This window comes from Acetobacterium sp. UBA5834 (genome assembly GCF_002435675.1).
GTDB lineage: Bacteria > Bacillota > Clostridia > Eubacteriales > Eubacteriaceae > Acetobacterium > Acetobacterium wieringae.
On the sequence record NZ_DJGY01000069.1, the window covers coordinates 75718 to 102696 of the forward strand.

Annotated in this window: 30 protein-coding genes and 4 other annotated features (1 of these 34 only partly in view); of the genes, 25 read left to right on the plus strand and 5 right to left on the minus strand. The window is 42.9% G+C overall.

Annotation, left to right across the window (positions count from 1 at the left end):
• Positions 1–10, plus strand: a sequence feature (ribosomal protein L21 leader region) (it extends 59 nt beyond the left edge of the window).
• An 11-nt stretch (positions 11–21) separates the two neighbouring features.
• The 24 genes from rplU to zapA all read left to right on the plus strand — a co-directional run bounded on the left by rplU (position 22) and on the right by zapA (position 22696).
• A complete protein-coding gene (gene rplU, locus B3F51_RS14280; RefSeq protein ID WP_070371445.1) occupies positions 22–339 on the plus strand; it encodes a 50S ribosomal protein L21 in 318 nt (105 codons plus the stop codon).
• Between the two features lie 6 nt (positions 340–345).
• A complete protein-coding gene (locus B3F51_RS14285; protein ID WP_070371444.1) occupies positions 346–678 on the plus strand; it encodes a ribosomal-processing cysteine protease Prp in 333 nt (110 codons plus the stop codon).
• A gap of 12 nt (positions 679–690) precedes the next feature.
• Positions 691–978, plus strand: coding sequence for a 50S ribosomal protein L27 (gene rpmA / locus B3F51_RS14290; protein WP_070371443.1), 288 nt, complete (start codon positions 691–693; stop codon positions 976–978).
• A gap of 112 nt (positions 979–1090) precedes the next feature.
• Positions 1091–2374: a GTPase ObgE gene (gene obgE / locus B3F51_RS14295; protein ID WP_286947768.1), complete on the plus strand. Its 1284-nt coding sequence runs from the start codon at positions 1091–1093 to the stop codon at positions 2372–2374.
• Positions 2375–2425: 51 nt separating this feature from the next.
• Entirely contained in the window at positions 2426–2788 is a 363-nt protein-coding gene (locus B3F51_RS14300; RefSeq protein WP_286947770.1) for a YhbY family RNA-binding protein, read from the plus strand.
• 16 nt (positions 2789–2804) lie between these two features.
• Positions 2805–3446 carry a nicotinate-nucleotide adenylyltransferase gene (nadD, locus tag B3F51_RS14305; protein WP_286947774.1) on the plus strand — a complete coding sequence of 214 codons (642 nt, stop codon included), beginning with the start codon at positions 2805–2807 and terminating at the stop codon, positions 3444–3446.
• Positions 3433–4005 (plus strand): bis(5'-nucleosyl)-tetraphosphatase (symmetrical) YqeK, encoded by a 573-nt coding sequence (gene yqeK / locus B3F51_RS14310; protein WP_286947776.1) that lies wholly within the window; start codon positions 3433–3435, stop codon positions 4003–4005. Before nadD ends, yqeK begins: the two co-directional genes overlap by 14 nt.
• A gap of 35 nt (positions 4006–4040) precedes the next feature.
• Positions 4041–4385: a ribosome silencing factor gene (rsfS, locus tag B3F51_RS14315; RefSeq protein WP_084633633.1), complete on the plus strand. Its 345-nt coding sequence runs from the start codon at positions 4041–4043 to the stop codon at positions 4383–4385.
• 128 nt (positions 4386–4513) lie between these two features.
• On the plus strand, positions 4514–5611 hold the full coding sequence (gene ychF, locus B3F51_RS14320; RefSeq protein WP_070371438.1) for a redox-regulated ATPase YchF: 1098 nt from the start codon (positions 4514–4516) through the stop codon (positions 5609–5611).
• A gap of 194 nt (positions 5612–5805) precedes the next feature.
• The gene (locus B3F51_RS14325) at positions 5806–7518 is read left to right on the plus strand and encodes a B12-binding domain-containing radical SAM protein (protein ID WP_286947780.1); all 1713 of its coding nucleotides are present in this window, start codon (positions 5806–5808) and stop codon (positions 7516–7518) included.
• A gap of 71 nt (positions 7519–7589) precedes the next feature.
• Positions 7590–7833 (plus strand) — a binding site (T-box leader).
• Between the two features lie 106 nt (positions 7834–7939).
• Positions 7940–9856 carry a threonine--tRNA ligase gene (gene thrS, locus B3F51_RS14330; RefSeq protein WP_070371436.1) on the plus strand — a complete coding sequence of 639 codons (1917 nt, stop codon included), beginning with the start codon at positions 7940–7942 and terminating at the stop codon, positions 9854–9856.
• A 71-nt stretch (positions 9857–9927) separates the two neighbouring features.
• Positions 9928–10170 (plus strand) — a binding site (T-box leader).
• Between the two features lie 89 nt (positions 10171–10259).
• Positions 10260–11252: an ABC transporter substrate-binding protein gene (locus B3F51_RS14335; RefSeq protein ID WP_187389306.1), complete on the plus strand. Its 993-nt coding sequence runs from the start codon at positions 10260–10262 to the stop codon at positions 11250–11252.
• A 98-nt stretch (positions 11253–11350) separates the two neighbouring features.
• On the plus strand, positions 11351–12250 hold the full coding sequence (locus B3F51_RS14340; RefSeq protein ID WP_338076091.1) for an ABC transporter permease: 900 nt from the start codon (positions 11351–11353) through the stop codon (positions 12248–12250).
• Between the two features lies 1 nt (position 12251).
• Complete coding sequence (locus B3F51_RS14345) at positions 12252–13046, plus strand: ABC transporter ATP-binding protein (RefSeq protein ID WP_070371433.1); 795 nt, start codon at positions 12252–12254, stop codon at positions 13044–13046.
• A gap of 182 nt (positions 13047–13228) precedes the next feature.
• Entirely contained in the window at positions 13229–13756 is a 528-nt protein-coding gene (infC, locus tag B3F51_RS14350) for a translation initiation factor IF-3 (RefSeq protein WP_084633632.1), read from the plus strand.
• 95 nt (positions 13757–13851) lie between these two features.
• Entirely contained in the window at positions 13852–14055 is a 204-nt protein-coding gene (gene rpmI, locus B3F51_RS14355; RefSeq protein ID WP_070371431.1) for a 50S ribosomal protein L35, read from the plus strand.
• Positions 14056–14081: 26 nt separating this feature from the next.
• Positions 14082–14435 (plus strand): 50S ribosomal protein L20, encoded by a 354-nt coding sequence (rplT, locus tag B3F51_RS14360; protein WP_410171668.1) that lies wholly within the window; start codon positions 14082–14084, stop codon positions 14433–14435.
• Positions 14436–14565: 130 nt separating this feature from the next.
• The gene (locus B3F51_RS14365) at positions 14566–15942 is read left to right on the plus strand and encodes a TrkH family potassium uptake protein (protein ID WP_148638226.1); all 1377 of its coding nucleotides are present in this window, start codon (positions 14566–14568) and stop codon (positions 15940–15942) included.
• Between the two features lie 14 nt (positions 15943–15956).
• Positions 15957–16625 carry a potassium channel family protein gene (locus B3F51_RS14370; protein WP_070371428.1) on the plus strand — a complete coding sequence of 223 codons (669 nt, stop codon included), beginning with the start codon at positions 15957–15959 and terminating at the stop codon, positions 16623–16625.
• Positions 16626–16627: 2 nt separating this feature from the next.
• Positions 16628–17446, plus strand: a complete 819-nt coding sequence (locus B3F51_RS14375; protein ID WP_250936001.1) for a TrmH family RNA methyltransferase — start codon at positions 16628–16630, stop codon at positions 17444–17446.
• A 5-nt stretch (positions 17447–17451) separates the two neighbouring features.
• Positions 17452–17683, plus strand: a binding site (T-box leader).
• A 34-nt stretch (positions 17684–17717) separates the two neighbouring features.
• Complete coding sequence (pheS, locus tag B3F51_RS14380; RefSeq protein ID WP_070371426.1) at positions 17718–18740, plus strand: phenylalanine--tRNA ligase subunit alpha; 1023 nt, start codon at positions 17718–17720, stop codon at positions 18738–18740.
• 13 nt (positions 18741–18753) lie between these two features.
• Positions 18754–21135: a phenylalanine--tRNA ligase subunit beta gene (gene pheT / locus B3F51_RS14385; RefSeq protein ID WP_286947784.1), complete on the plus strand. Its 2382-nt coding sequence runs from the start codon at positions 18754–18756 to the stop codon at positions 21133–21135.
• A gap of 14 nt (positions 21136–21149) precedes the next feature.
• Positions 21150–22028: a DNA-processing protein DprA gene (locus B3F51_RS14390; protein WP_286947786.1), complete on the plus strand. Its 879-nt coding sequence runs from the start codon at positions 21150–21152 to the stop codon at positions 22026–22028.
• 107 nt (positions 22029–22135) lie between these two features.
• Complete coding sequence (gene zapA, locus B3F51_RS14395) at positions 22136–22696, plus strand: cell division protein ZapA (protein WP_242871614.1); 561 nt, start codon at positions 22136–22138, stop codon at positions 22694–22696.
• 43 nt (positions 22697–22739) lie between these two features.
• Here zapA and lexA read toward each other — a convergent pair whose 3' ends face one another.
• The 4 genes from lexA to arsD all read right to left on the minus strand — a co-directional run bounded on the left by lexA (position 22740) and on the right by arsD (position 25523).
• Positions 22740–23384, minus strand: coding sequence for a transcriptional repressor LexA (lexA, locus tag B3F51_RS14400; protein WP_070371423.1), 645 nt, complete (start codon positions 23382–23384; stop codon positions 22740–22742).
• 85 nt (positions 23385–23469) lie between these two features.
• Entirely contained in the window at positions 23470–24450 is a 981-nt protein-coding gene (locus B3F51_RS14405; RefSeq protein WP_286947788.1) for a tyrosine recombinase XerC, read from the minus strand.
• A gap of 229 nt (positions 24451–24679) precedes the next feature.
• Positions 24680–24865: a hypothetical protein gene (locus B3F51_RS14410; protein WP_286947790.1), complete on the minus strand. Its 186-nt coding sequence runs from the start codon at positions 24863–24865 to the stop codon at positions 24680–24682.
• Between the two features lie 268 nt (positions 24866–25133).
• Positions 25134–25523 (minus strand): arsenite efflux transporter metallochaperone ArsD, encoded by a 390-nt coding sequence (arsD, locus tag B3F51_RS14415; protein ID WP_070371417.1) that lies wholly within the window; start codon positions 25521–25523, stop codon positions 25134–25136.
• Positions 25524–25774: 251 nt separating this feature from the next.
• Here arsD and B3F51_RS14420 point away from each other — a divergent pair, with 251 nt between their 5' ends.
• Positions 25775–26086, plus strand: a complete 312-nt coding sequence (locus tag B3F51_RS14420; protein ID WP_286947791.1) for a hypothetical protein — start codon at positions 25775–25777, stop codon at positions 26084–26086.
• Positions 26087–26221: 135 nt separating this feature from the next.
• Here the strand turns inward: B3F51_RS14420 and B3F51_RS14425 are convergent, their stop codons facing one another.
• Positions 26222–26962 (minus strand): sulfite exporter TauE/SafE family protein, encoded by a 741-nt coding sequence (locus B3F51_RS14425; RefSeq protein WP_286947793.1) that lies wholly within the window; start codon positions 26960–26962, stop codon positions 26222–26224.
• Between the last annotated feature and the right edge of the window lie 17 nt (positions 26963–26979).

Consider the following 26979-nt stretch of genomic DNA (forward strand, 5'->3'; position numbering starts at 1 on the left):
GGTATGAGGAGGTGTAGAACTATGTATGCAATTATTAAAACAGGTGGTAAACAATACCGCGTTCAGGAAAATGATGTGATTCAAATTGAAAAAATCAATTTCACTGAAGCCGATGTAAAAGAAATTACTTTTACTGAAGTTTTAGCAGTTAACAAAGATGGCGAAATGATCATTGGTACGCCAGTGGTTGAAAATGCTGTTGTTAAAGCAGAAATTTTGGAAGTTGCCAAAGGACCTAAGGTTATTATTTACAAGTATAAATCTAAAAAAGATTATCGTAAAAAACAAGGTCATCGACAACCATTCATGAAAGTTAAAATTACTGGCATTCAAGCCTAGGCATTTATGATTTCAGTAAAGATTTGTGGTAAGCATAATAAAGCAAGTGAAATAATTGTGTCTGGTCATGCCGGTTTTGCCGATCATGGCGAGGATATCGTTTGTGCAGCTGTTTCGGTTTTAACCATCAGCATTTTAAACGGACTTACCGAAATTGTTGGGCGAAAAGATCTTGGCGAAGTGATCGAAGAGGGCTATGTCCGTTTTATCATTCCCGAAATCAATGATGAACCAACGAAATCAAAAACAGAAACACTTATTTCGACTTATCTTCTGGGAATCCGGGGGATTAAGGAAGCTTATGGAGATTATATCCAGTTTGAAGAAGTATATAAATAGGAGGTGAACAACATGTTAAAAATGAACCTTCAACTATTTGCCCATAAAAAAGGGGTTGGTAGTTCAAGAAATGGTCGAGACAGCGAATCGAAACGTCTTGGCGTAAAAAGAGGCGATGGTCAATTCGTACTGGCAGGAAATATTCTAGTTCGTCAAAGAGGAACCAAGATTCACCCTGGTACTAACGTTGGAAAAGGCGGCGATGATACATTATTCGCTTTAGAAGATGGAATTGTCCGTTTTGAACGAAAAGGCAGAGATAAAAAACAAGTAAGTATTTATCCTCGGGAAGCCATCTAGTTTCTCAGTGACAAAATAATACAGCCATAAAACCTCTTATGCTCGTTTTGACAAGATAAGAGGTTTTATTTTTATGTTGTTCGGGTAAGTACCCTAAAAAAGCGAGGTAGCAATGTTTGTAGATAAAGCAGAGATTATTCTGAAGGCTGGTAATGGTGGACATGGCGGAATGAGTTTCCGGCGCGAAAAATATGTCCCCAACGGCGGTCCCGATGGCGGGAACGGAGGTCATGGCGGCAATATTGTGTTTATGGCCGATAATGGTTTTCGAACCCTGATGGAATTTAAATATAAAAGAAAACACAAGGCAGAAAATGGTGAAAACGGCACCGGCGGCCGCTCCACCGGTAAAACCGGAGAAGACTTGATCATTAAGGTTCCGGTTGGAACGATTGTTAAAGATAAGGATACCGGACGGATTATCTGCGACCTTTCCGAACACGGACAAAAATACCGGGTAGCAGAAGGCGGCCGGGGTGGTCGTGGAAATATGAATTTTGCAACAGCTACCAGACAGGCACCTCGTTTTGCTCAGGGTGGAGTAAAAGGTCAGGAACGAACTGTTATTCTTGAGCTGAAACTGCTGGCTGATGTGGGTCTGATTGGATTTCCCAATGTTGGGAAATCAACACTGCTCTCGGTAATCACCAAAGCCAAACCCAAAATTGCCAATTACCATTTTACCACCATTGTCCCTAATCTGGGGGTGGTTGAATGGCGAAATTTTGATCCCTTTGTGATTGCCGATATTCCCGGTTTGATCGAGGGCGCTCATGAAGGAACCGGACTGGGTGACCAGTTCCTCCGTCATGTGGAACGAACCAAGCTGCTGATCCATCTGTTGGACGCAGCTGGCAGTGAAGGCCGGGATCCCCTGGAAGATTTTAAAGCGATTAATTTAGAGTTGGAAAAGTATAATGAAAAACTAGCCCAGAGGGTGCAGATTGTCGCTTTGAACAAGGTTGATCTTCTCGCTGATGCTGACGAAACAGCTGAACTCAAAGCCGAACTCGAAAAACTCGGTTACGAGGTTTTTGTAATTTCAGCAGTAACCGGCCAGGGGCTTAACGAACTGCTTAGCCGAACGATAACCTTGCTGGATGAAATCGGTGAGGTTGAACCGATTTTTGACATTGAACCAGAGACTGAATCCGTTTATACCCCTGACTTTATGGAAAAACAATTTACTGTTGAAAAACGTGATCATTTATATATTGTTAAAGGCGATTTCCTGGAGCGACTGATTACATCCGTTAACTTTGAAGATTTGGATTCAGTTGGTTTCTTCCAGCGGGTGCTAAAAGATAAAGGCGTATTTGCAGAGTTGGAAAAAATGGGCATTCAGGATGAGGATGTTGTTCAGTTGGAAGACATCGAATTTGAGTATTTTAAATAGATTTTGCCCATAATAATATGCTATAATAGCGTCGTAGAAAGTTGAGAAAAAATGTTAACAAGTAAACAAAGAAGTTATTTAAGAAAGCTGGCCATGGATATCCCTGATATCATTTTCGTTGGCAAGGAAGGCGTTACCGAGCAAGTTATTGTGCAGACTAGAGATGCCATCATTGCCCGGGAGTTAATCAAGGGAAAGGTTCAGAATAACTCCATGGAAGAGGTTGGTGACGTCGCCCGAGAATTGGCCGCTGCCACCAAAGCGGAGATTGTCTGCACCATCGGCAACAAATTTATTCTTTATAAAAAGAATTTATTAAAAACAAAAATTGAGGTTCCCACTAAAAATCAGAAACCCATTAAACGGGTTAAGAAAAAAGCACTCAGTCCATCACGAAAATTCACTAATTCATAAAAAGTAAAGGTTTGAGATGAAGAAAAAAATCGGTCTTCTGGGAGGAAGTTTTAATCCCATCCATACGGGTCATCTGCTGTTGGCAGAGTCGGCTCGGGATCAATATGAGTTGGATAAGGTTTTGTTTATTCCCACTGGGAATAACCCATTTAAATTATCGCAAGATGAAATTGCCAGAGAACACCGGTTAAAAATGGTGGAACTGGCCATTGCCAGCAACGATCGTTTTGAGATATTAACCCATGAAATCGACCAGAGTGGCATCACCTATACCATTGACACGATTAATAGCATTAAAGAAATATACCCGGACTGTGATTTTTATTTTATTGCCGGGGCCGATTTAATGTTTGAGATTACCTTGTGGAAGGGTGCGCCGGAGCTACTTAAGTCGGTAAAGTTCATTACCACCTTCCGCCCGGGCTATAGCCATGATCGCCTGGATATGCGGATCAAAGAACTTCAGGAGATTTATGGGGCATCGATATTTAAGCTTTACGCCACGGAAATGGACATTGCCTCTTCCGATATCCGATCCCGGATCAAGAATGGTTATTCCATCCGGTACCTCTTACCTGATTCGGTGGAAGCCTATATCTACGAGCAGGGCCTCTATTTGCCGAATGGGACACATGGGGATCAACATGAACTGGACTGAGATCACTACAGATCTTGAAAATAAGCTGAGTTCAAAACGCTTTCACCACACGATTAACGTGGTTGCGGCGGCTGAACAACTGGCGAGTCGTTTTGAGGTTGACCTTAATCAGGCCAGACTGGCGGCACTACTTCATGACTGTGCCAAAAATATGCCGGACGAAAAGCTTCTCGGCTATGCCAAAAAACATCAGATTAAAGTCGACCGGGTCAGTCGCCATGATCCCCAATTACTTCATGGCCCGGTGGGTGCGGTATTGGTTGAAGAACGCTATGGCATCACCGATGTGGCTATTCAACATGCGGTGTGTTATCACACCACCGGGTGTAAGAAAATGAGCACCCTGGACAAGATTGTTTATTTGGCTGATTATATCGAAAAAGACCGATCTTTTCCTGGGGTTGAGGCCATTCGAGCGGCAGCAAAAACAGATCTTGATCAGGCTGTTATACTGGCATTATCCAATTGTATCTGCCATGTCGTAAAAATTGGTGCGCTGCTTCATAAGCATACCCTTGAAGCACGAAATGATTTGCTGATTAAAACCAGAAATCTATGAAAAAAAGTAATCAAGAAATTAAAAAAGGAAAGTGAGTGATCATTATTAATCCAGATGAATTTGCACAAAAGATTAAAGAGTGGATTGAAGCAAAAAATGGCGATGATATTGAAGTCATCGATGTTACGGAGATGACCTCCATTGCTAACTATTTTGTTATTGCCAGTGGTAGCTCTGAGCGACAGGTCAAGGCGATCGCCGAAAATATTGAGTATGAGGCCCAAAAACTGGAGATCTTTCCTAAAGGGGTTGAAGGTTTACGTGAAGCCCGCTGGATTTTGCTGGACTACTACGATGTGATTGTCCATATCTTCCATGCTGAAGAACGGGAGTTTTATAATCTCGAAAAATTATGGAAAAACACTGTTGTCAATCGATAGACGTCTGTTTACAAAAAAGCGCTGACCAAATTTGAAATGGTGGTATTTCTTGTTCCAAGGGAACGGGAAAACCCACCTTTTTAAATGTCAGGAGAAATGTTTTAGACGAAAATAAGAAAGAGGTAATAATGAAGATAGGAATCGTTGGCTTACCCAATGTTGGGAAAAGCACCATATTTAATGCATTAACCAAGGCCGGAGCAGAGTCTGCTAATTATCCATTTTGTACGATTGATCCCAATATCGGGGTTGTCACTGTACCGGACCCCCGTCTGGCGATTTTGGAAAAAATGTACAATTCTAAAAAGGTTATTCCCACCACCATCGAATTTGTGGATATTGCTGGTCTGGTACGAGGCGCCAGCAAGGGGGAAGGGCTGGGCAACAAGTTTCTTTCACATATTCGGGAAGTTGATGCCATAGTCCATGTGGTTCGTTGTTTTGAAGATGACAACGTGGTGCATGTGGAAGGAAAAATCGATCCCATTGATGATCTGGAAACCATTAATCTGGAATTGATCTTTGCTGACATTGAAATGCTGGATCGACGGATAGAAAAAAATAAAAAGTTGGCCAAGACCAATCCTCAGGAAAAGGCAAATATTGAGGTGGCGATGCGGCTGCGGGAAATCCTAGAAGGTGGCAAAATGCCCAATGATGAGGATTTTTCTGCGGATGAATGGGAATTTATCCAAACCATTCAGCTGATTTCCATCAAGCCGGTACTGTATATCGCCAACGTTTCTGAAGATGATCTCCATGAAGATAATGATATGGTAACCCGTTTAAAAGCAACAGTGCGGGAAAACCACTCCGGCAGTCATAAAGACATCATTAAAATATCGGCTAAAATTGAAGAAGAAATCGCCCAGTTTGACGAAGTCGAAAAGACGGAGTTTTTATCTGATATGGGTTTGGACGAATCAGGCCTGGATCAGGTTATTCGCTCTGGCTATAAACTGCTGGGGCTGATTACTTTTTTAACCGCTGGCCCCCAGGAAATTCGGGCCTGGACAGTTACCGAAGGTACGAAGGCACCCCAGGCTGCCGGAAAAATACACAGCGATATTGAGCGGGGTTTTATTCGAGCTGAAATCACCAGTTTCGATCAGCTGGTTGAAGCCGGTTCGGAAGTAAAAGCCAAAGAAAGTGGCGTGACCCGAGTAGAAGGTAAAGAGTATGTCATGAAAGATGGCGACGTAACTTTTTTCCGCTTTAATGTATAACAAATATCGTTTGATTTATTTAATTGCGGTGAGCGTTGCTGCCATTTACGCTGGATAATTACTATCCAGGGCAAACGGTACTGTCTGCTTCTATTCATCTAAGCAGAGTATTAAGAGGTGTAAAAACTCGGCAGCAAAGAATTTTTTTATTAACTTATTCCCAGACTTAAATCCCTGAAGACCTGGAGGTTACCGTGAAAGATCTTGTCCTAGTCGCTATTAATGCCAAATATATCCATACGAATTTGGGGGTGCGTTCTTTAAAAGCGCAGCTGCCGAATTTTGATGTCGAAATTGTAGAAATGTCAATTAATGATCCCTTTCATCGGATTGTTAAGTTGCTTCTGGATCAAAATACCAGACGAATTGGTTTCTCCTGCTATATCTGGAATATGGAGATGGTAGTTAAGCTGGCAGAAGTCATTAAAAAAGCGAAACCCCAGGTTGAGATTATTTTTGGCGGCCCCGAGGTTAGTTTTGATGGAGTGGCGCTGCTAAAGGCTTATCTTTTTTGTGACCGGATTATACAGGGCGAAGGGGAAGCCAAACTAAAAGCGCTACTGGAGTCTGGTAATTATCACGAAGGCCTCAAAAAAATTCCGGGACTTTGTTATCGCAGTTCAGCGGGGCAGGTTGTCGAAAATCCTGATACTGAAGCGGTACCCCTAAGTCAATTGGTGTTTCCTTATAGTAATGTGGATATGGCAAGCCTTAAGCATAAGATCATTTACTACGAAACCATGCGGGGCTGTCCGTTTTGCTGTTCCTATTGTTTGTCTTCGGCTAAGCAAGGGTTAAATTTGCTGGGACTGGATCGGGTCTTTGCAGAATTGGATTTCTTTATTGCGGTGGGGGTCAAGCAGGTCAAACTGGTGGATCGCACCTTTAACTGCGACGTCGGTCGGGCCAAAAGGATATTTGCCCATCTGATTAAGCGTGGCGGGCCAACAAATTTTCACTTTGAAATGACCGGCGACTTGATTGATGACGAGATGATTAATTTACTTAAGACGGCCCCGTCGGGATTGATTCAATTTGAAATTGGCGTCCAGAGTACGGCTCCGGAAACCCTGGCTGCCATTGGCCGAAAAATCAGTGTGACCCGAACCGGTGACCATGTAAAAAAACTGCTAATGCCACAGAATATCCACATTCATCTGGATCTGATTGCCGGCTTACCTTTTGAGAACTACGATAGTTTCAAGGAATCCTTTAATCATGTGATCGCTCTTGCCCCAGATATGCTGCAGGTGGGCTTTCTTAAATGTTTAAAAGGTACCCGGATTCGCAGCGAGGCGCTAATTCATCAGTATCAGTATGCCAGCTTTCCGCCCTATGAAATTATTTCAAATAAGTATATTAGCGCGGAAGAGCTTTATCAATTACGTCAAATTGAAGTATTAGTCGATCGGTACTACAATAGTGGCGACTTTAAACAAAGCATGAACTATATTTTTGCGGACAAGATTTTTCTTACGCCCTTTGATTTTTTTGAAGCGTTTTCCTGTCATTGGGAAGATCAGGGCTATTATGATGTGGGCAAATCAAAGGAACAACTCTTTGCTATTTTACACGAATTTTTCAGGGATCACAAAAAGGTCGATCAGATTGGAGAGTGTCTTCGATACGATTGGCTCACCCAGGGAAATTTCAGAATGCCAATGGGTATGTGTGATCAGACTCCAGATAAAGAATGGATCTTTGAGTTTTTAAAAGAGCCGCAGAATATTGAGAAATATCTGTCTGATTTTATTGATCAGGCACCTAAAAAGATTTATACTCAGGTCAAGTTTCAATATTTTTCAGCAGCCTTTCTTAGCAGCCTCTCCGGAGCGCCGTTATCAACAGCAGAGCAAACGGGATTAGTGGTCTTTTCAGCAACGGGATCGCACATTGTTGTTGAATAAAATATTAAATTTTCTGAAAAGTATTGATTCCCGGCTAGATAAAGGTTATACTGATAGACAATAAAAATAAAAAAAAGACGCTGATAAGGACGAGTAAGTTATCCCGATGTTTCAGAGAGTAGGCAACCTGGCTGTAATTGCTTATACAACAGATAATTGAAAACCACCTTGGAGTCGAAGCCAGAAATAATTTGAAATGTTACCTTGGGTACTTTCAATACAGTAAGGTTTTACGGTGCTGACCGTTATTCAGAACTTAAGTGGATTCATGAAAATGAATCAAATTGGGTGGAACCGCGTTGAGACGTCCCTTTGTTTGACAAAGGGGCTTTTTTGTTTTTTAAATTAAAATGGTTTTATCAGTCGGATCGTTAAGATTCCCTGAATGCTCACAATAAACGCCAAAACAAAGGAGAATAAAATGATTACTATTACGTTAAAAGACGGATCCATAAAGACTTATGAACCCGGAATTACAGTGCTTGAAGTGGCCAATGATATCAGTCCGGGATTAGCTAAAAATACCCTGGCTGGAGAACTAAACGGTGAGGTTGTTGATATCCGCCAGGTCATTAATGAAGACGCCACCCTTAATCTGCTGAAATTTGAAGATGAGGGTGGTAAGCACGCCTTTTGGCATACTGGTTCCCATCTTCTGGCCCAGGCGGTTAAACGGCTTTATCCTCAAGCTAAACTGGCCATTGGCCCGGCGATTGAGAACGGTTTTTACTATGATATTGATGTGGATGTGATTATCACCCCGGAAATCATGGAAAAAATTGAAAAGGAAATGGGCAAGATCGTTAAGGAAGGCTTGGAAATCAACCGTTACGAGTTAAGCCGTAATGAGGCGCTGGCTAAAGTTAATGCTGAAGGCGAAATTTACAAAGCCGAGCTGATCGAAAACCTCCCGGAAGATGCCATTATCAGCTTCTATTCACAGGGGGAATTCTCGGATCTGTGTGCTGGCCCCCATATTCAAAACCTCAGTGGGATTAAGGCCATTAAACTGCTCAGTCTGGCTGGTGCCTACTGGCGGGGAGATGAAAAAAATAAAATGCTGCAGCGGATCTATGGAATCAGCTTCCCTAAAAAAAGTGAACTGGAAGCCTACTTAACCCGGTTGGAAGAAGCCAAAAAACGGGATCACCGTAAGCTGGGAAAAGAGCTGGATCTTTTCTCGCTTCAGGAAGAAGGCCCGGGCTTCCCATTTTTCCACCCCAAGGGGATGATTATCCGCAACGAACTGGAGAATTTCTGGCGACAGGAACATCAGTTGCGGGGCTATCAGGAAATTAAAACGCCCATCATTTTAAATGCCGATCTGTGGAAACGTTCCGGCCATTGGGATCATTATCAGGAAAACATGTATTTTACTGAAATAGATGACGCCTCCTATGCGGTAAAACCAATGAATTGCCCCGGCGGCATGCTGGTCTATAAACGCAAAGGCCATTCTTATCGGGATCTGCCCTTAAAGATGGCCGAACTGGGTCTGGTTCACCGCCACGAACTACATGGGGCGCTTCATGGCTTGATGCGGGTGCGAAACTTTACTCAGGATGATGCCCATATCTTTATGACACCCGAACAAATCGAAGCCGAAGTCATCAAGGTGATTGATCTGGCTGATGATGTTTACCGGGTGTTTGGTTTTAACTATAAGGTCGAATTATCAACCAAGCCGGAAAAAGCCATTGGTTCCGATGAAGTCTGGGAAATCGCTACTGATGCTTTAAGAAACGCATTGGAAAAGAAAGAAATCAACTATCGCTTAAACCCTGGCGATGGGGCTTTCTATGGCCCTAAAATTGACTTCCATCTGGAAGACAGCCTCGGCCGAACCTGGCAATGTGGTACCATCCAGCTGGATTTTCAGATGCCGGAACGTTTTGATTTAAACTACATTGGCTCTGACGGCGAAAAACACCGTCCGGTTATTGTCCATCGTACCATTCTCGGCAGTATCGAGCGGTTCTTTGGGATTCTGATTGAGCATTTTGCCGGGAAGTTCCCGCTCTGGCTGGCGCCGGTACAGGTAATGATTATTCCGGTTGCTGATGCCCATCATGATTTTGCCAAAGGCATTGCTGACCAACTGACCGCCATTGGAGTTCGGGCTTCAGTGGATGGCCGGGATGAAAAGTTGGGTTACCGAATCCGGGAAGCACAGATGCAAAAAGTGCCTTATATGCTGGTGGTTGGTGACAAGGAAGCCGAAGGTGGTGACCTGGCGCTGCGAATCCGGGATACTGGGGATGCTGGTCTGATCAGTCTGGCGGATCTCAAAGAAAAGCTGATTGAAAAAATCAAAACAAAGTCATTAACCTTAGACTAATCCAGGAATAATATGGGTCGAATTTGCAATAATGGTTGACAAATTCGACCCATATCAATATAATAAAAAACAATAAAGTGATGACCAGGAACGAGTAATAACAGGATGATCTTTACAGAGAGCTTTCGGTAGGTGCGAGGAAGCAAGACGTCGTTATGAATACATCCTGAGAGCTGCTCACCGAAAGGCACTGCCCGGTAGGCTGAGCCGGATACCAACCGTTACCGTGGTTAAGTGACTTTAGGTTGCTTTCAGAGTGTGATGCATGCGCATCAAAGGCAAGGTGGTACCGCGAATTTGTGTTCGTCCCTGTTAGACAGAGACGAATTTTTTTTGTGTAAAAAGCGAACAATTCAGCCTGAAAAGGTTTGATTGAATAAAAATGAAAATGGAGGAAATGAAAATGAAAAAACACGGTAAAAAATTAATGGCTGTGCTGGCTGTTGCTGCTGTGGTCGCATTAGGCGCTGGCTGTTCAAGCACGGCGACAAAAAATGACAGCAAAAGTGCCACCATCGGGATTGTTCAATACGTTGACCACGTAGCCCTTGATGCAGCCCGGGAAGGCTTTGTGACTGCCCTGGCTGACAATGGTTATACGGATGGGGATAAGATCACCCTGGATGTTCAAAATGCCCAGGGCGATCAAAGTAATCTGTCAACCATCAGTGATCGTTTTGTCAGCAACAAGGTTGATATGGTTCTGGCCATTGCCACACCGGCAGCTCAGGCCATCGCTGGTAAAACGACTGAAATCCCGATTCTGGGAACGGCCATCACTGATTATGAAGCGGCTCGTCTGGTGTCTTCAAACGAAGCACCCGGTGGAAATGTCAGTGGTACCACCGACATGAATCCGATTAAAGAACAAATTGATCTGCTGGTAAAACTGGTACCCACCGCTAAAACTGTTGGTGTCCTGTATACATCCAGTGAAGATAATTCAGTCATCCAGGCAAAAATTGCCAAAGAAGCCATTGAAAAACTTGGCCTGAAATATGTCGAAGTAACGGTTACTAACTCCAATGACGTGCAACAGGCAACTCAATCGATCGTCAGCCAATGCGATGCCATCTACATTCCGACTGACAATGTTTTCGCCTCAGCTATGCCTCAGGTTCAAAGCATTACTTCACAGTCAAAAACTCCAGTCATTTGTGGTGAAGCCGGAATGGTGGAATCCGGTGGACTGGCGACCTTGGGAATTTCCTACTCAGATCTAGGTTACCAGACTGGTTTAATGGCTGTTAAAATTCTAAAGGGTGAAGCTGAACCGGCAACCATGCCGATTGAATCAGCAACAAAGTTTGAATATGCCATTAATGGTGCCGTCGCACAGGAAATTGGCTTAACGATTCCTGCGGATCTTCAGCAATACGTGATTACCGCAAAATAAGTAACTTAAATAGAAACGATTTAGCAAGCAGTAATGAGTACATTGCTGCTTGCTAAAATTATTAATCAACATAATCAATAGATAAGAAGTGAGGCAGAATGATGTTTGAGATACTATTAGGTGCAATATCGCTGGGCCTGCTCTGGGCGATCATGACGATTGGCGTTTATATCACCTACCGAATACTCGATATTGCTGATTTAACAGTCGAAGGCAGTATTGCCATGGGAGCTGCGATCGCAGCTTTTTCAATTTTTAACGGGATGAATCCGTTCATCGCAACCTGTTTGGCCTTTGTCGGCGGGATGCTGGCCGGACTGGTCACGGGGATTTTGCATACCAAACTTAAAATACCCGCCTTGCTGGCCGGTATTTTAACGATGATTGCACTTTATTCGGTTAATCTCCGGATTATGGGCAAAGCCAACCTGTCGCTGCTGCGGATTGACACCGTTTTTACTCCGCTTGAGAACCTGGGATTAAGCCCAACCAATGCAGTCATGCTTTTTGGATTTATCAGTGTGATGGCAATTGTTGGTCTTTTATACTGGTTTTTTGGAACCGAAATCGGTTGCGCCATCCGGGCTACCGGGAACAATCCGCAAATGGCCAGAGCTCAGGGTATTAATACCAATAATATGATTATTCTGGGCCTGGTGATCAGTAATGGATTGGTTGCTCTTTCGGGTTCGTTAATAGCCCAGAGCCAGAGCTTTGCGGACATCCAAATGGGGATTGGCTCCATTGTTATCGGGTTAGCCTCGGTTATCATTGGCGAAGTTATTTTTGGCACCCGAAATTTTTTCAATTGCCTGATTTCACTCGTCCTTGGTGCCATCACCTATCGGATTATCATCGCCCTGGTATTAAAAATGGGGATGCCAGCCAACGACTTAAAACTCTTTACCGCCATTACTGTGGCCATTGCGCTGTCACTGCCGGTCTTTAAAAGCTATCTTCGTCCCATTAAAAAATCGATGAATGGAGGCGATCTCTAAAATGCTAATAATCAATGAAATTGAAAAAAAATTTAACGCTGGCACGGTCAACGAAAAAGTGGCCCTCCGCAATTTTAGTCTATCCCTGGCCGAGGGTGATTTTGTCACGGTTATTGGTGGTAACGGCGCTGGCAAGTCGACTTTTCTTAACTGTGTGGCGGGAGTCTTTGGTGTTGACAAGGGTTCGATTCTGATAGACGGACAAGATGTTACCAAGCTGCCTGAACATAAACGCTCTGCCGTTATCGGCCGGGTTTTTCAGGATCCGATGATGGGTACTGCCGGTAATATGGGGATTGAAGAAAACCTTGCCCTGGCCTACCGTCGCGGTAAGACCCGGTCACTTAGCTGGGGCATCAGCAATAAGGAACGTGAAATTTATAAAGAGTACCTGAGCCATCTGGATCTGGGGCTTGAGAATCGTCTTCATGCTAAGGTTGGTCTGCTCTCTGGTGGACAGCGGCAGGCCTTGACCCTACTGATGGCAACTCTGAAAAAACCTAAACTGCTATTGCTGGATGAACATACAGCGGCATTGGATCCCAAAACGGCTGATAAGGTTCTAAAACTCAGTGACCGTTTTGTCCACGAAGGGAATCTGACCACCCTGATGGTCACCCATAATATGCGCCACGCCATTGAGCATGGGAATCGCTTGATTATGATGCATGAAGGCCACGTAATTTTAGATATCAGTGGTGAAGAAAAACAGAGTCTCACAGTTGAAGATCTACTAAAACGCTTTGGCCAGGTCAGTGGCGAAGAGTTTGCCAACGACCGGGCTTTACTTTCATAAAAAAAACTTGACAATCGATCTGAATAAGCATATAATAGTTGAGTAACAAAGTAGAGGAACACACACTTCTCACCTCATTTCTCAGGGAAATAGGTAAATATGAATGAACGCATAATCATTGTTCGTAAGTATTTTTTTGCAGGTGGAGTAACTCTACCTGCAATTTTTTTATATGGAGGTATATTACTATTAGCAAAGATGTTCAACACGAAATTAATAACGAGATCCGTGATCGCGAAATCCGTGTAATTGACGAAACTGGAGAAATGCTTGGTGTTATGAATACCAGAGAAGCTCAAGCATTAGCCGATGAAAAAAATTTGGATCTAGTGAAAGTTTCACCAAACGCAAAACCGCCGGTTTGTAAGATTCTTGACTACGGTAAGTTTAGATACGAAGAAATTCAACGATTAAAAGAAGCCAAAAAAAATCAAAAAGCTGTGGTTATTAAAGAAATTCGTATGTCGGTTCGAGTTGAAGAGCATGATATTAATGTTAAAATTAAAAATTGCATCAAGTTTTTAGAGCAAGGCAGTCGAGTTAAGGTGGCGATCCGTTTCCGAGGCCGTGAAATGGCTTACACCGAACAGGGAAAAGAAGTATTACTGGATTTTGCTGAGCGGGTTGCTGATCTGGCGGTAGTCGAAAAAGCACCAAAAATTGAAGGCCGAAACATGGTTATGTATTTAGCCCCCAAAAAAGATAAGTAATTCACACTGTTAATTGACTATCTGATTGTGAAACTTTCGTTTCTCAGATATAGTTTTTTATAAATGAAACCTTGTACAGGGAGGAGGAAATAGTTATGCCAAAAATGAAAACCCACCGTGGTGCTGCAAAGCGTTTTAAAATAAAAAAATCAGGTTATATTAAACGTTCAAGAGCGTTCAAACGTCATATTCTTAACAAAAAGAGCAGCAAGCGAAAAAGAAATTTAAGAAAAGCAACTGGTTTAGCTCCTGGCGATGCTAAAGTAGTAATGAAAATGATCAAAATCGTAAAAAGATAATATTTGAAGATAGGAGGAAATAGATAATGCGAATTAAAAAAGGCGTTAATGCCAAAAAGAAACATAAAAAAGTACTAAAACTTGCAAAAGGCTATTATGGTGCTAAAAGTAAGTTATATCGATCAGCGAATGAAGCCGTTATGCGAGCACTCAGATCTTCATATGTTGGCCGTAAAGAAAAGAAACGAAACTTCCGAAGATTATGGATCACCCGAATCAATGCCGGTGCCAGAATACATGGTTTAAGCTACAGCAAATTCATGTTTGGTTTAAAACAGGCAGGTGTTGAAATCGATCGTAAAATCTTAGCAGATCTGGCAATGAATGACAGTAATGCTTTTAAAGACTTAGTTGAAGTATCAAAGAAGAACATGAACTAATCGTAATGAAAAACTTCTCAACGGATTATCCATGCTTGAGAAGTTTTTTTTATGGATATTATTCTTGCTTTTTTATTGTGTCGTGTTAGAATAGGTATGGTTATTAAATATTTAAGGCAGGAATCGAATCATGGCAGAAAAAATACGCTGGAACTTTAAAAAATTTGCGGGACAACGTTCCCCGGCAGAAATGCTGATTTATGGATTTGCACTGGTGATCCTACTGGGAGCCATTTTGTTGACCTTGCCGATGGCCAGCGCATCAGGAACCAGCGGTGGTTTTATTAATGCGTTATTTACGGCTACCTCAGCAGTATGCGTAACGGGGCTTGTGGTTGTGGACACCGGCACCTTTTGGTCGGTATTTGGGAAAGTCGTTATTATTTTACTGATACAGATCGGTGGCCTGGGCTTCATGTCATTGACGACAATGTTTTTTGTACTGGCGGGAAAACGGATTACGATCAAGGATCGTCTGCTGATTCAATCCTCAGTGAACATGGATTCACTTTCCGGAGTAGTTAAATTCACCAAGTACATTTTCTTTTCATCGCTGATCATTGAAACAGTTGGGGCATTATTGTTGGCCCTGGTTTTTATTCCGGAATATGGATTTTTGCGGGGCACTGCCTACAGCTTTTTTCATTCGATTTCTGCCTTTTGTAATGCTGGCTTTGATCTTTTTGGGAATTACTCCAGCCTGACAAAATATGTCGGTAATTTTATTGTCAATTTTGTGATTGGCGGGCTGATTATTCTGGGGGGGCTGGGATTTGCCGTTACCAGTGATATCATTAACATTCGAAAATTTGAAAAAATGACTATGCATGCCAAACTGGCCCTGACAGTCACCGGTGTTCTTTTGATTATTGGTTTTGTGCTTTTTTTTGTTTTTGAATACAATAATCCGATGACGATGGGAAAGCTTTCTTTTCCCGAAAAACTACTGGCCGCCGCTTTCCAGTCGATCACACCAAGAACTGCTGGTTATAATACCATTGACATTGCCGCTTTAACAACACCATCATTGTTTTTAACTATGCTGTTTATGTTTATCGGAGCTTCACCGGGGTCCACCGGTGGCGGCGTTAAAACCACCACCTTTGCGATTATTATGATGACGGTTGTCTCCGTTCTTCATGGTCGAAAAGATGTGGTGGCCTTTAAGCGTAGCATCATGGGCCCGGCAATCCGTCGGTCCATTTCGGTGATTGTCATTGCATTGGGTATTGTCATCTTTATGATTTTTGTGTTATTATGTACTGAACCTGAAGCTTCTTTTGAAACGGTGGTTTTTGAAGTTCTTTCAGCATTTGGTACGGTTGGCTTAACAACCGGTTTAACCCCTCATTTATCAACAGCGGGGAAAATAGCCATCAGTTTGACCATGTTTGTTGGCCGGCTGGGTCCGTTAACGGTAGCCTATGCGATTTCACGCAGTGAAAAGCGAGCCCGAGAAAACGTGGGAAATTTCAAATTGCCGGAAGGCAACATTATGATTGGCTAGAGGAGGAGTATTAATTGAAAGAAAAGCAGTTTGCGGTTCTTGGTTTAGGGCGTTTTGGTGAAGCACTGGCCATCACCCTCAGCGAATTGGGCTGTAATGTTGTTGTCGTCGATAATGACGAAGAAAAAATTCAAAACATTGCGAATTTGGTAACCTATGCGGTGCAAGCGGATGTGACCGATATTAATGCACTGAAATCGATTGGCTTAAAGAATGTCGATGCGGTGGTGGTTTCCATTACCTCAGACATTAACAGCAGTATTATGGGTATTGTCAATGCTCAGGAACTGGGAATCAATGAAATTTATGGAAAAGCCAACAATGCCCAGCACGAAAAGGTGCTACTTAAATTAGGGGTCAAAAAAGTATTTTCTCCAGAGCGGGACATGGGTGAGCGGGTTGCGCATAATCTGTTTTCCGGCGATTTTATCGATATTTTGGAGCTGGATACCAATCATTCCATCGTTGAGGTGGAGTCCCTTCATATTTGGGAAGGAAAAAACCTGGAACAGTTAAACCTCCGGGAAAAACATGGCTTAAATGTAATTGCAATTCGGAGTCTGGATGTCTTAAATGCTTCGCCATTGGCCAGTGATGTGATTCATGCCGGAGATAAACTGATTGTGATGGGTGAGAATCGCTCCATTAATGAGATTAACAAACTGTCCCGAAAAGACCATTAACGATGTTTCCAGAAATTACATCAAAAAATAATGAGCAACTGAAGTATCTGCGTAAACTCAGCAGTAAATCCTTTCGGGACGCCGAAGGTACCTTTGCCATCGAAGGCACCAAGCTTTTTCTGGAAGCAGTTAAAAATCAATTGCAGTTTAAGCAGATCTTTATTACCAGCACTTGGCTGGAGATTAATGGCGCATCTGTCAGGGATCGTCTGGTTACTTTGGAGAACAATAAAGTTGCCATTGCAATCGTCAGTCCGACGATTCTGGCAAGCCTGTCCGGTTTACAAAAACCCGAAGGAATTATGGCGGTACTGCATAAAATTAATAGCCGACCGGGAACCTTCAAGCGTACGGTTTTACTGGAGGATGTTCAGGATCCCTACAATGTTGGTACCATTATTCGTACTGCCGATGCAGCAGGTTTTGACTGTGTGGTGACGTCTGCTAAAACAGCGGATATTTACAATGAGAAGGTACTACGGGGTTCGATGGGTTCGGTCTTTCACTTGCCGATTTATCAGGTCGTTTCGCTGCTTGATACGGTCAAGCAGTTAAAAGAGCAGCAGGTAACGATCATCGGTACTTCCTTAAGTGGCAGTTGTTTATGGGAACGCCAGTCCCTCAACGGTTCATTTGCCATCGTTATGGGGAATGAATCCCAGGGAATGTCGAAGCAAATGAGTGAATGCTGCGATCTGTTACTGAAAATTCCCATTTTGGGTCAGGCGGAGTCACTGAATGTGGCAACGGCTGCAGGTATAATCATGTATGATCTGATTCGAGATTTTAAGGAATGCCAGACCAAAGTAAAAGATAATTAAATAACTTATCTACAATGATAGAGCGAGTAAATAAAGATGAGACTTTACAGAGAAAAAATCCCAGGCTGAGAGATTTTGTGTTTAAATTTATTGAAGTTCCCTCTGGAGTTTTAGCTGTGAACCGCATCAACCAATTTTGATGATTGATAGCAGCTAACGTTAATTGCGTTAAAATTTTAAGTGAATACAATTATGTATTAATTTAAGGTGGTACCGCGGAATGATTTCGTCCTTTTGAGAGGACGATTTTTTTATTTATAAGGAGAAAGAAATGGAGCTAGAACTCAAACAATTACGAGATCGCTGTATAGCTGATCTAAGTGCCGTTACCGAACTGAAATCACTGGATAATGTCCGGATTAAGTATCTGGGTAAAAAAGGCGAACTGACCATTGCCCTAAAAGGAATGGGCAAGCTTTCCAACGAGGAACGTCCGGTCATTGGCAAGCTGGCCAATGAAATCCGGGAAGAAATTGAAAGTAACATCATGGCGCAAAAACAGTTACTGGAACAACAGGAAATTGAAGCGCAGATCAAAGAAGAACGTATCGATGTGTCCCTGCCTGGACAAAAACATCAGGCGGGAAACCTGCATCCGTTAACTACGATTATCAATGATTTAAAAGAAATCTTTCTGGGAATGGGCTTCTCCATTGCCGAAGGTCCGGAGATTGAATGGGCAAAATATAATTTTGACTATTTGAATGTGCCTCAGGATCATTCGGCCAGAGACCTCCAGGACACTTTTTACTATCAGGATGATATCGTGCTGAGAACTCAGACTTCACCGGTTCAAGTTCGGGTTATGGAAGAACAGCAACCACCCCTGCGGATTATTTCACCGGGTCGGGTTTATCGCTTTGATGAAATCGACGCTACCCATTCTCCAGTCTTCCATCAGATGGAGGGATTGGTGATTGATAAAGGCATCACCATGAGCGATCTTAAAGGAACCCTTGATTTATTTGCCAAGAAACTCTTTGGTGAACAGACGAAAACCAAGTTCCGCCCCCACCAGTTCTATTTTACCGAGCCCAGCGCTGAGATGGATGTAACCTGCTTTAAATGCGGCGGCGTTGGCTGTAAGGTTTGCAGCAACACCGGCTGGATTGAAATTCTCGGTTGCGGAATGGTTCACCCGAATGTTTTGCGCTTCTGTGGCATTGACCCGGATGAATACAGCGGCTTTGCCTTTGGCATGGGCCTTGACCGGATCACAATGATCAAGTATGGCATCAACGATCTGCGTTTATTGTTTGAAAATGATCTGCGTTTTTTAGCGCAATTTAAATAGGAGGAACCCAATTATGCTCGTTTCACTGAATTGGTTAAAAGAATTTGTTGATATAAAAATGGCACCGTTTGATTTTGGGGAGGCTCTGACGATGTCCGGGACAAAGGTGGAAACCCTAACGGTTGTTTCAGAAAATGTGGTTAATATCTTTACCGGACAAATTACCAAAATTGAAGCCCATCCCAATGCGGATAAGCTGACCGTCTGTACCGTGGATATGGGAACTGACCAACGGGTGATTGTCACTGCGGCCAAGAATGTCTTTGAAGGTGCCATTGTTCCGGTGGCCATTGATGGTGCGGTAATTGCCAATGGTACCAAAATCGGCACCAATGATTTTCGGGGATTGCTTTCCTATGGGATGTTCTGCTCGATTGAAGAACTGGGAATGAACACCGATTTATTTTCTAAAGAAATCATGGAAGGGATTCTGATTCTGCCGGAAAATACGCCGCTGGGAATGGATGCCCGGGAACTTTTGTGGCTTGATGACGTGATCATCGATGTGGAACTGACGGCTAACCGATCGGATTGCCAATCGATTGTGGGGATCGCCCGGGAAGCGGCAGCAACCCTGGATCTGCCAATGGCTGAAGTACCAGTTTATGACGCCACCGCAGAAAGTGCTAATGAAATCGCCGACTATTTGGCCGTACGCATTGAAGATTCTGCCTGCCCCCGATATGTTGCCAAGATGCTCAAAGTCAAGAAAATCGAAGACTCACCGCTGTGGATGCAGAAAAAGCTGCTAAACAGTGGGGTGCGGCCGATCAACAATATTGTTGATGTCACCAACTACGTGATGCTGGAGCTGGGCCAACCGCTCCATGCTTTTGATTATCACAGTCTTAAATCCCAGGAAATTGTGGTTACAACCACTGCAGATAAGAAAATTGTCACTTTAGATGATAAAGAGCGGGAAATAGATGAATCGATGCTGATGATCACCAATGGCAAAGCCCCAGTGGCCATTGCCGGGGTCATGGGCGGTGAAAATTCAGAAATTACCGATAAAACCAGTCTGATTGTCCTGGAATCGGCCAATTTTAACAAAGGCAGTGTACGCTTAACGGCTAAACAACTGGGCCTGCGAACCGAAGCCTCATCTCGCTTTGAGAAGGGTGTTGATCCGGAATTAGCCGCAGTGGCAGCACTGCGGGCCACTCAGCTGCTACTGGATATTGGTGCCTGTGATGTTATCGAAGGGATAATTGATGTTTACCCTCAGGTGGCTGCATTAAAAAAAGTTGCCCTCGATGTTAATTGGTTTAATGCGTTTGTGGGGATTTCTTTGACTGTTGAGGAAGTTTCAAGCATGCTGATCCGGTTATTCTTTACAGTGAACAAAATAAGCGATGCCGTTTTGGAAGTTGAAGTGCCCAGTTATCGGATGGACATTGAACTTAAAGAAGATCTGGCCGAGGAAGTGGTAAGGATTTTTGGCTATGATCGCATCCCTGGTACCATAATGGGCGGCGAAACCATGGTTGGCGGTAAAACCCCGGTGCAGAAATTTGAAGACAGCCTGAAAAACATTCTGGTGGGTCAGGGCTATTTTGAAACCCTGACATCCTCCTTTACCAGCGAAAAGCGTCTTCAGGGACTGAATACACAGCTTCCGGATAACCTGATTCCGCTGATTAATCCGCTGGGGGAAGAAAACAGCATCATGCGCCATACCCTCATTGGCCATCAGCTGGAAGTGATTTCACTAAACTATAATCGTAAAAACCCGGCGGGCTGTTTTTTTGAATTGTCCAATACCTATCGCAAAAACACCAAGCCAGGAGAATTACCGGTTGAAGCCAAAAAACTGGCCATCAGTTCCTATGGCAGCGGGGATTATTTTGAATTAAAAGGGGTTGTTGAGCTCTTGCTTGAGCATTTTGGAATTTACTATCCGGAGTTTGTTGCTGGCGGATCGGACTTCCTTCATCCCGGACGAAAAGCAGAAATTTTTGCCAATGGGACCAAACTCGGGGAAATCGGCGAGATTCATCCGATGGTTGTCAAGCATTATGAACTGCCGAAACGGTGTTATGTTTGTCAGTTATCGTTTGATGAACTTTTTGAATGTGCCAGCCTGGATAATAAATTTACTGATCTGCCAAAATTCCCGGCTTCTAATCGCGATTTGGCTATTTTACTCAAAGCTGAAATTCCGGCGGCAGCGATTGCGGCAATTATCCGTAAAAACAGCGGCGAAATCCTTGAAAGCATTGAGTTGTTTGACGTCTATACCGGAGCTCAAATTCCGGCCGGTTATAAGAGTCTGGCCTATGCCTTAAACTTCCGTCATCACGAACGAACCCTCACTGACAATGATATTAATCCGGTTATCGACCAGATTCTCGGTGAATTGAAACAGGCATTTGATGCCCAACTCCGTGAGTAAGTATTGAAACGATCATGAATCTGATTTGTGAACATATTGTCGGGCTTCAGCAATTAAAAGGGGTCGGTCGACAGAAAACGATCCGCTTGCTGGAGTTGATCACCGCCCCTCAGCAGCTTTGTTTCCGGGAGTTGGTTGAAATCGGCCAGACTTTTGGGATGATTTCCAGCCAGATCAGCAAGGCCGAAATCGCAGCTGCTGAGGACTGTGCCCAGACGCTGGCCGAACAATGCGGTCAGCTGGGAATCTCTTGCTGCTCGTATTGGGATGAAGCGTTTCCGGATAGTCTGAGATTTTCGGATCATCCGGTGTTGATTTTTTATCAGGGCGACTTGAGTATTTTAACACATTCCAAACGGGCGGCAGTGATTGGCAGCCGCCAACCTTCCGCCTTGGGGGCAGATTTTGCTTTTCAAGCCGGTAAGTTACTGGCCGAAAACAATTTTGTGGTAGTCAGTGGCCTGGCGATCGGTTCTGATTCTTATGGGCACCAGGGTTGTCTGGATGCCGGTGGGAAGACGGTGGCCTTTCTGCCTTCTGGTTTAGCTCCGGTTTATCCCAGCACCAATCAGCAGTTGGCAGATAAAATCTGTGGCATGGGGGGCTGTCTGGTATCCGAATACCCCCATCATGAAACCCTTCTGCCATATAAGTTCGTAGAGAGGGATCGTCTTCAGAGTGCGTCCAGTCAGTTTGTGATTGTTTCCAATTTTACGCCGGGGAGCGGTACCATTTATACCCTGGATTACGCCAGAAAATACCAGAAGGCGATTTATTCCATTCCGGTTATCCATAGCGAATCACGGGCTGGTTTTAAGCATCTTGAGATAAAACAGATTGACTACCGAATTTTAAGCAATACAGAACTGGCTGATGTCATTGAGCAGTATTAATTGATAAATCAATTGTAATTTTCTTGTTTATTACCTATAATAGAATATAACAAAGAAGAACCTTTTTATCACTTTTGAGAACTAAATTTATTTCACAGGAGGAAAAAATGCCTGAACAAACAATCATGGAATTACGCATACTCGATACCGAATTTAATCTAAAGGCCAAGGGAAACGAAGAGCATATTAAGCACGTTTCTGACTACGTCAATACCGAATTGGAACGGGTCAAGGCTGCGAATCCCTTCACAAACCATATTCGGATTGCGATTTTAGGCTGTATGAATATTACCGAGCGGCTTTTCAACGCAGAGGAAGAAGTTCGGAGCAGTGAAGAAGTAAAAGCCAAAGAAGTCGGCGAGGTGAAACAAGTTAAAGCTGAACTCAAGAAACTCAGCGATTTGCTGGCCGAAGAACAGGCAAAATATCAAGCACTGGCTGAAGAGAAAGACTTATTGCAAAAAGAACTGGATGAAAAAAATGATCTGTTGGCCCAATACCGGGAACACTTACGACAAGGAAAAATTGAAAGTGAAACCAGCCGCAAAACAATCCTGGATCTCCAGAATCAGTTGTTTGAAAGCCAGATCGAATTGGTCAAAGCCAACAAAAATCATATCGAAAAAGATGTCTTTAAAAGCATTGAAGACAAAATGAAACTGGACTAACGGAAAATAAAAAAAAGATGTTTGCACATCTTTTTTTATTGCTCTAAAATTTGCGGATCAGACCGGTTACCTTGCCAAGAATTTTGATATCCTGGGCATTGCAGAAAATCGGATCCATGGTTTTATTTTCCGGTTGCAGCCGGATTTTATTGGGCTCGTCGTAAAAAATGCGTTTGACCGTGGCTTCGTTATCTTCAAGCAAAAGCGCTACAACAATGTCATTATTTCGGGCCGTCTCCTGCTTTCGGACGATGATTTTATCACCATCGAGAATCCCGGCTTCAATCATGCTAGTCCCCTTGACTATAAGAATAAAGGCGTCATCGGATCCGGTAAAATCGAGCGGCAGCGGGAAAATATCAGTAATGTTTTCAATTGCCAGAATTGGAGCACCGGCAGTGACGCAGCCTAAAATTGGCAATGAGATAATTGTTTTTTCATCAAAGTGACTGGAAATGGTTTCATTGGGATCGTGGCGCAACACCTCGATAGCCCGGGTTTTGGTTGAATCACGCTTGATATAACCCAGCTCTTCCAGCTTTTTCAGGTAGGTGTGGGCGGTGGAAGTCGATTTCAGATTAACAGCGGCACAAATTTCCCGCACTGATGGGGGATAACGTTTATCGCGCATTTGGGTTTCTATAAATTTCAAGATATCTAATTGTTTGCTGTTTAAATCCTCGTACATGAGTTTTCCTCCAAAATAGTTATGCTTCATTATAGCATATCACCAGATTAAAGGCAAACGTAAGTTCTTAATTTTACCATTGTTGTCAATCATCGCTTTCAAACTGTGCCAACGGATTTTGGTTAAGGGTATCCCGGAGGATTTCTTCATTGACATGGGTATAGATCTGAGTGGTTGAAACATTCTGATGACCAAGAATTTCCTGAACCGAGCGCAAATCGGCATTGCCATAACGGAACATCAGGGTTGCAGCGGTGTGGCGGAGTTTGTGGACACTGATTTCATCGGTATTGAGACCGCAATTCGCCAGATGTTTCTTGACCAGGTGCTGAACCGCCCGATTGCTGATCGGGCCATTTTGCTGGCTGAGAAAGAGATAGGGGCAGTTGGATTCTGGGCGCACCGCCAGATAGCGATTGATGGCTTTTAAGCAGGCATGGTTTAAAAAGACGGTACGCTCTTTATTACCCTTACCAATGATGCGCAGGGCATCGTTTTTGATGTCGGAAATCTTTATTTGGGTCAGCTCGGAAAGACGCATCCCGCAATTGAGAAACAGGGTAACAATGGCAAAGTCCCTTTCTTTATGGCGACCGGTAATCCCTTTTAATAAATCCACGGCTTCGTCCCATTCCAGATAACGGGCATGACGGGCCGGGAGTTTGGGCATTTCCAGTTCAGTCACCGGGTTGGGCAGAAAGTACTTTTGCTTATTGCACAGATAATTAAAGAATGAACGTAAGGAAGAGACCTTGCGGCTTCGGGCCGCATCTGCATTTTGCCGTTCCTTACTGGAGTAGGAAAGAAAGGCATAGAGAATCCCCAGATTTACCGATTTTAAGACATCAATGTCGATATCATCGACGGGAATTGCATCAAAAGGCAGCGATTGGGGAACCATCGCAAAATAGCGTTTGAGGAAGCGAAAAAAAATAATCAGATCATAACGGTAAGCCTGGGCGGACTTTTCAGAATAACCTTTAATAGTTAAAACATAATTTAGGAATTCATCCAGCAGTGCATTATTGGGAATAATTTTATCAGTTAGATTGGTTGGGATGGTCATCAGAGTCTCCTAAAATTTTTGCCGGGGTTGGCTGGTAACAGCTGCAAAAAAGATGGCATAAGCTGAGATGGTATTTGCACAAGCACCGGCAGATTTTATTATAGTTTACCACACTTTAGTCATTTTGTCACGAAACTTACATTTTGCGACAAAATATTTTAGAACAGTATTGGTTATTTTGCAGCCGCCAAACACATTTTATTTTGTGGACATCTAATTTTTAAAAATTCTATTTGCTTCCTTCAATAATAAATGATGTGACATAATTGTCAATCTTTTTTTCCGGCGACCAGTTTGTTAAGATTTCTTTGCTGTTATCTTTGGGGACCAGTTTGATATTCTGAAAGCCGGTATTTTCCATCATTGTCCTGATCGTAACGATATCCTCAGCACCAGCGATGCATCTGGCTACCATCGCAAGATCATTTTTGATAGCCGCTGGCTATTCAGCTGTAGCCACTACATCAGATTACGCCAACCGTTAGAACCCGATAAGCTTCTTTAAAAAGCTGCTCTTTTTCTAAAGATAAGTTAATCACGCAACTTGACATTATTACATCTTAAGACGCAAAAAAAGAAAAAAGACGCATCTAAACGTCTTTTTTATTACAAAATATGCAAATTCAATCACATGACCCAAGCTATCAAATTCGAGCTGACAGCTTAGCTAATTGTATTAAAACTTAGCAGCAACCACTGCCACCACATGAACAGCCGCCAGTTGATGATGTATTTTGTGATTTCTGAACCATCTTAATAATATCTTCTCTGGTCATGCCTGCCCACTCTGCAAAATTGGCATTAGATGGGTAGGTACCTTTCTGTCTGACTTCCCCATCCACCACCGTGATTGGCAAAGCTTCTGTTCCTTCGTTAGCAATGATATCGTTGACTTCTTTATTGGTAACAAAGGCCATCGGATCGCTGGAAAGATTGTAGCGGATAATTTTTCTCCCTTCGCCTTCGAGTTCATTTAAAAAGGTTGCCACTCTTAATAGTTCCTGGTCGACACCTGGTCCACATACGCCGGTAGAGCAGCACATTGCTGGCTCATAAATTTCTACTTTACTCATTTTTTCTCCTTTTTCTTATCGGTTTTAAAAATTTTATTTTTATGAAGACTTCTACATATATCTCTTTATTCATATGATATGCTATAATTATTGGCTTGTCAAGTTTCATAGTCAGTAAAATCAATTGTTGACAACAAGAGAGATGTTTTAGTTATTTCTTTTACATTTAAAAGATACCTTGCTTTATTCGTATTAATTTGTCATAATGAAAGCAACAGCAAAAAGCTGAAAATTCCATGGAGGTACTTGTTATGCTATTAAAAGAAAATAAAAACAGATCTAGTGAGAGCTATGAAAATTCATCAAAAGGTGAATTTAGCCTTATTAAAAACTATCTAACCCGTTCCTTTATAAAAAAATACACCAGTTTTGATGATTTCGAATCGTTCCTGAATTCCAGAGGTTTTTCAGCGGCGACAGAGGACGAATTTCGGACTATTCCCGAAGTTGAACTCGACACCTTGGTCATCACAAACAGTAAATTTAATAGCTGGTCTGAAATGGTTGCTTCAGCCGGAGATTATTATTTTGTCACACAGATGAAATCCATTAAGTTTAAATAGTTCATCAAGAAAAATACCTGCCCAAAATGGCAGGTGTTTTTCTTGATCACAACTACATGCAGTAGTTCAAATGCGACAATATGTAGCGATCATTATCAGCCTATATTACTCACTGGTCTTCTTTAAGCGTCTTTATCAGGAAAAGAGAGTAAAGATTTTATAAAAGGTAACAACTAATATCATTACGGCAAACATTTGTTTCATTCGACCACTGGGCATAAACAAGCTAGTAATTCGAGCCCCGGCGAATGAACCAACTGCTCCGGCGATCAACAACGGTATCATCAGCGCTAAGTCCCATTGTGCAGTTGACAGATGCGGAATTAATGAAGAAAAAGACGGTGCAATCACTGCAAAGGCGGTAATCCCAGCCGCTTTTTTAGGTTCAAATCCGACAAGGATCAAGGTCGGCATCAAAATGAATCCCGGTCCAACACCCAGAAATCCGGCTAAAACAGAAATCGGAATTGCCAGCATCAACGCTAATTTAAAATTCTCCTGCTGTCCCTTAGTATGTTTAACTGGTTTAAAGAGTCGATAGGCCAAAAAAAAGACGGCTCCAAAATATAAGAACCAGACATAAATCTGCGGAACATAATGGACAAGCCAAGCTCCAACTGGTGCAGCCAAAGTAGCTACAATGGTCAGATAAACCGCTTTTTTCCAATCCACAAAACCACTTTTAGCAAAACCGAATACTGCAAACAATGCGGTCACGCCATTCAGTAGTAAACTCAAGGGTTGAACCTGATTGACAAGATCAGGAAGAAATAACCCTAGAAATGGAATCGCTGCGAAAGCAACCCCCAACCCTAACATTCCAGAAATAATAGAAAGTAGAAATAAGCCAACTACCATGATTATTACTCCATTCATTCACGTCACTCCAATCA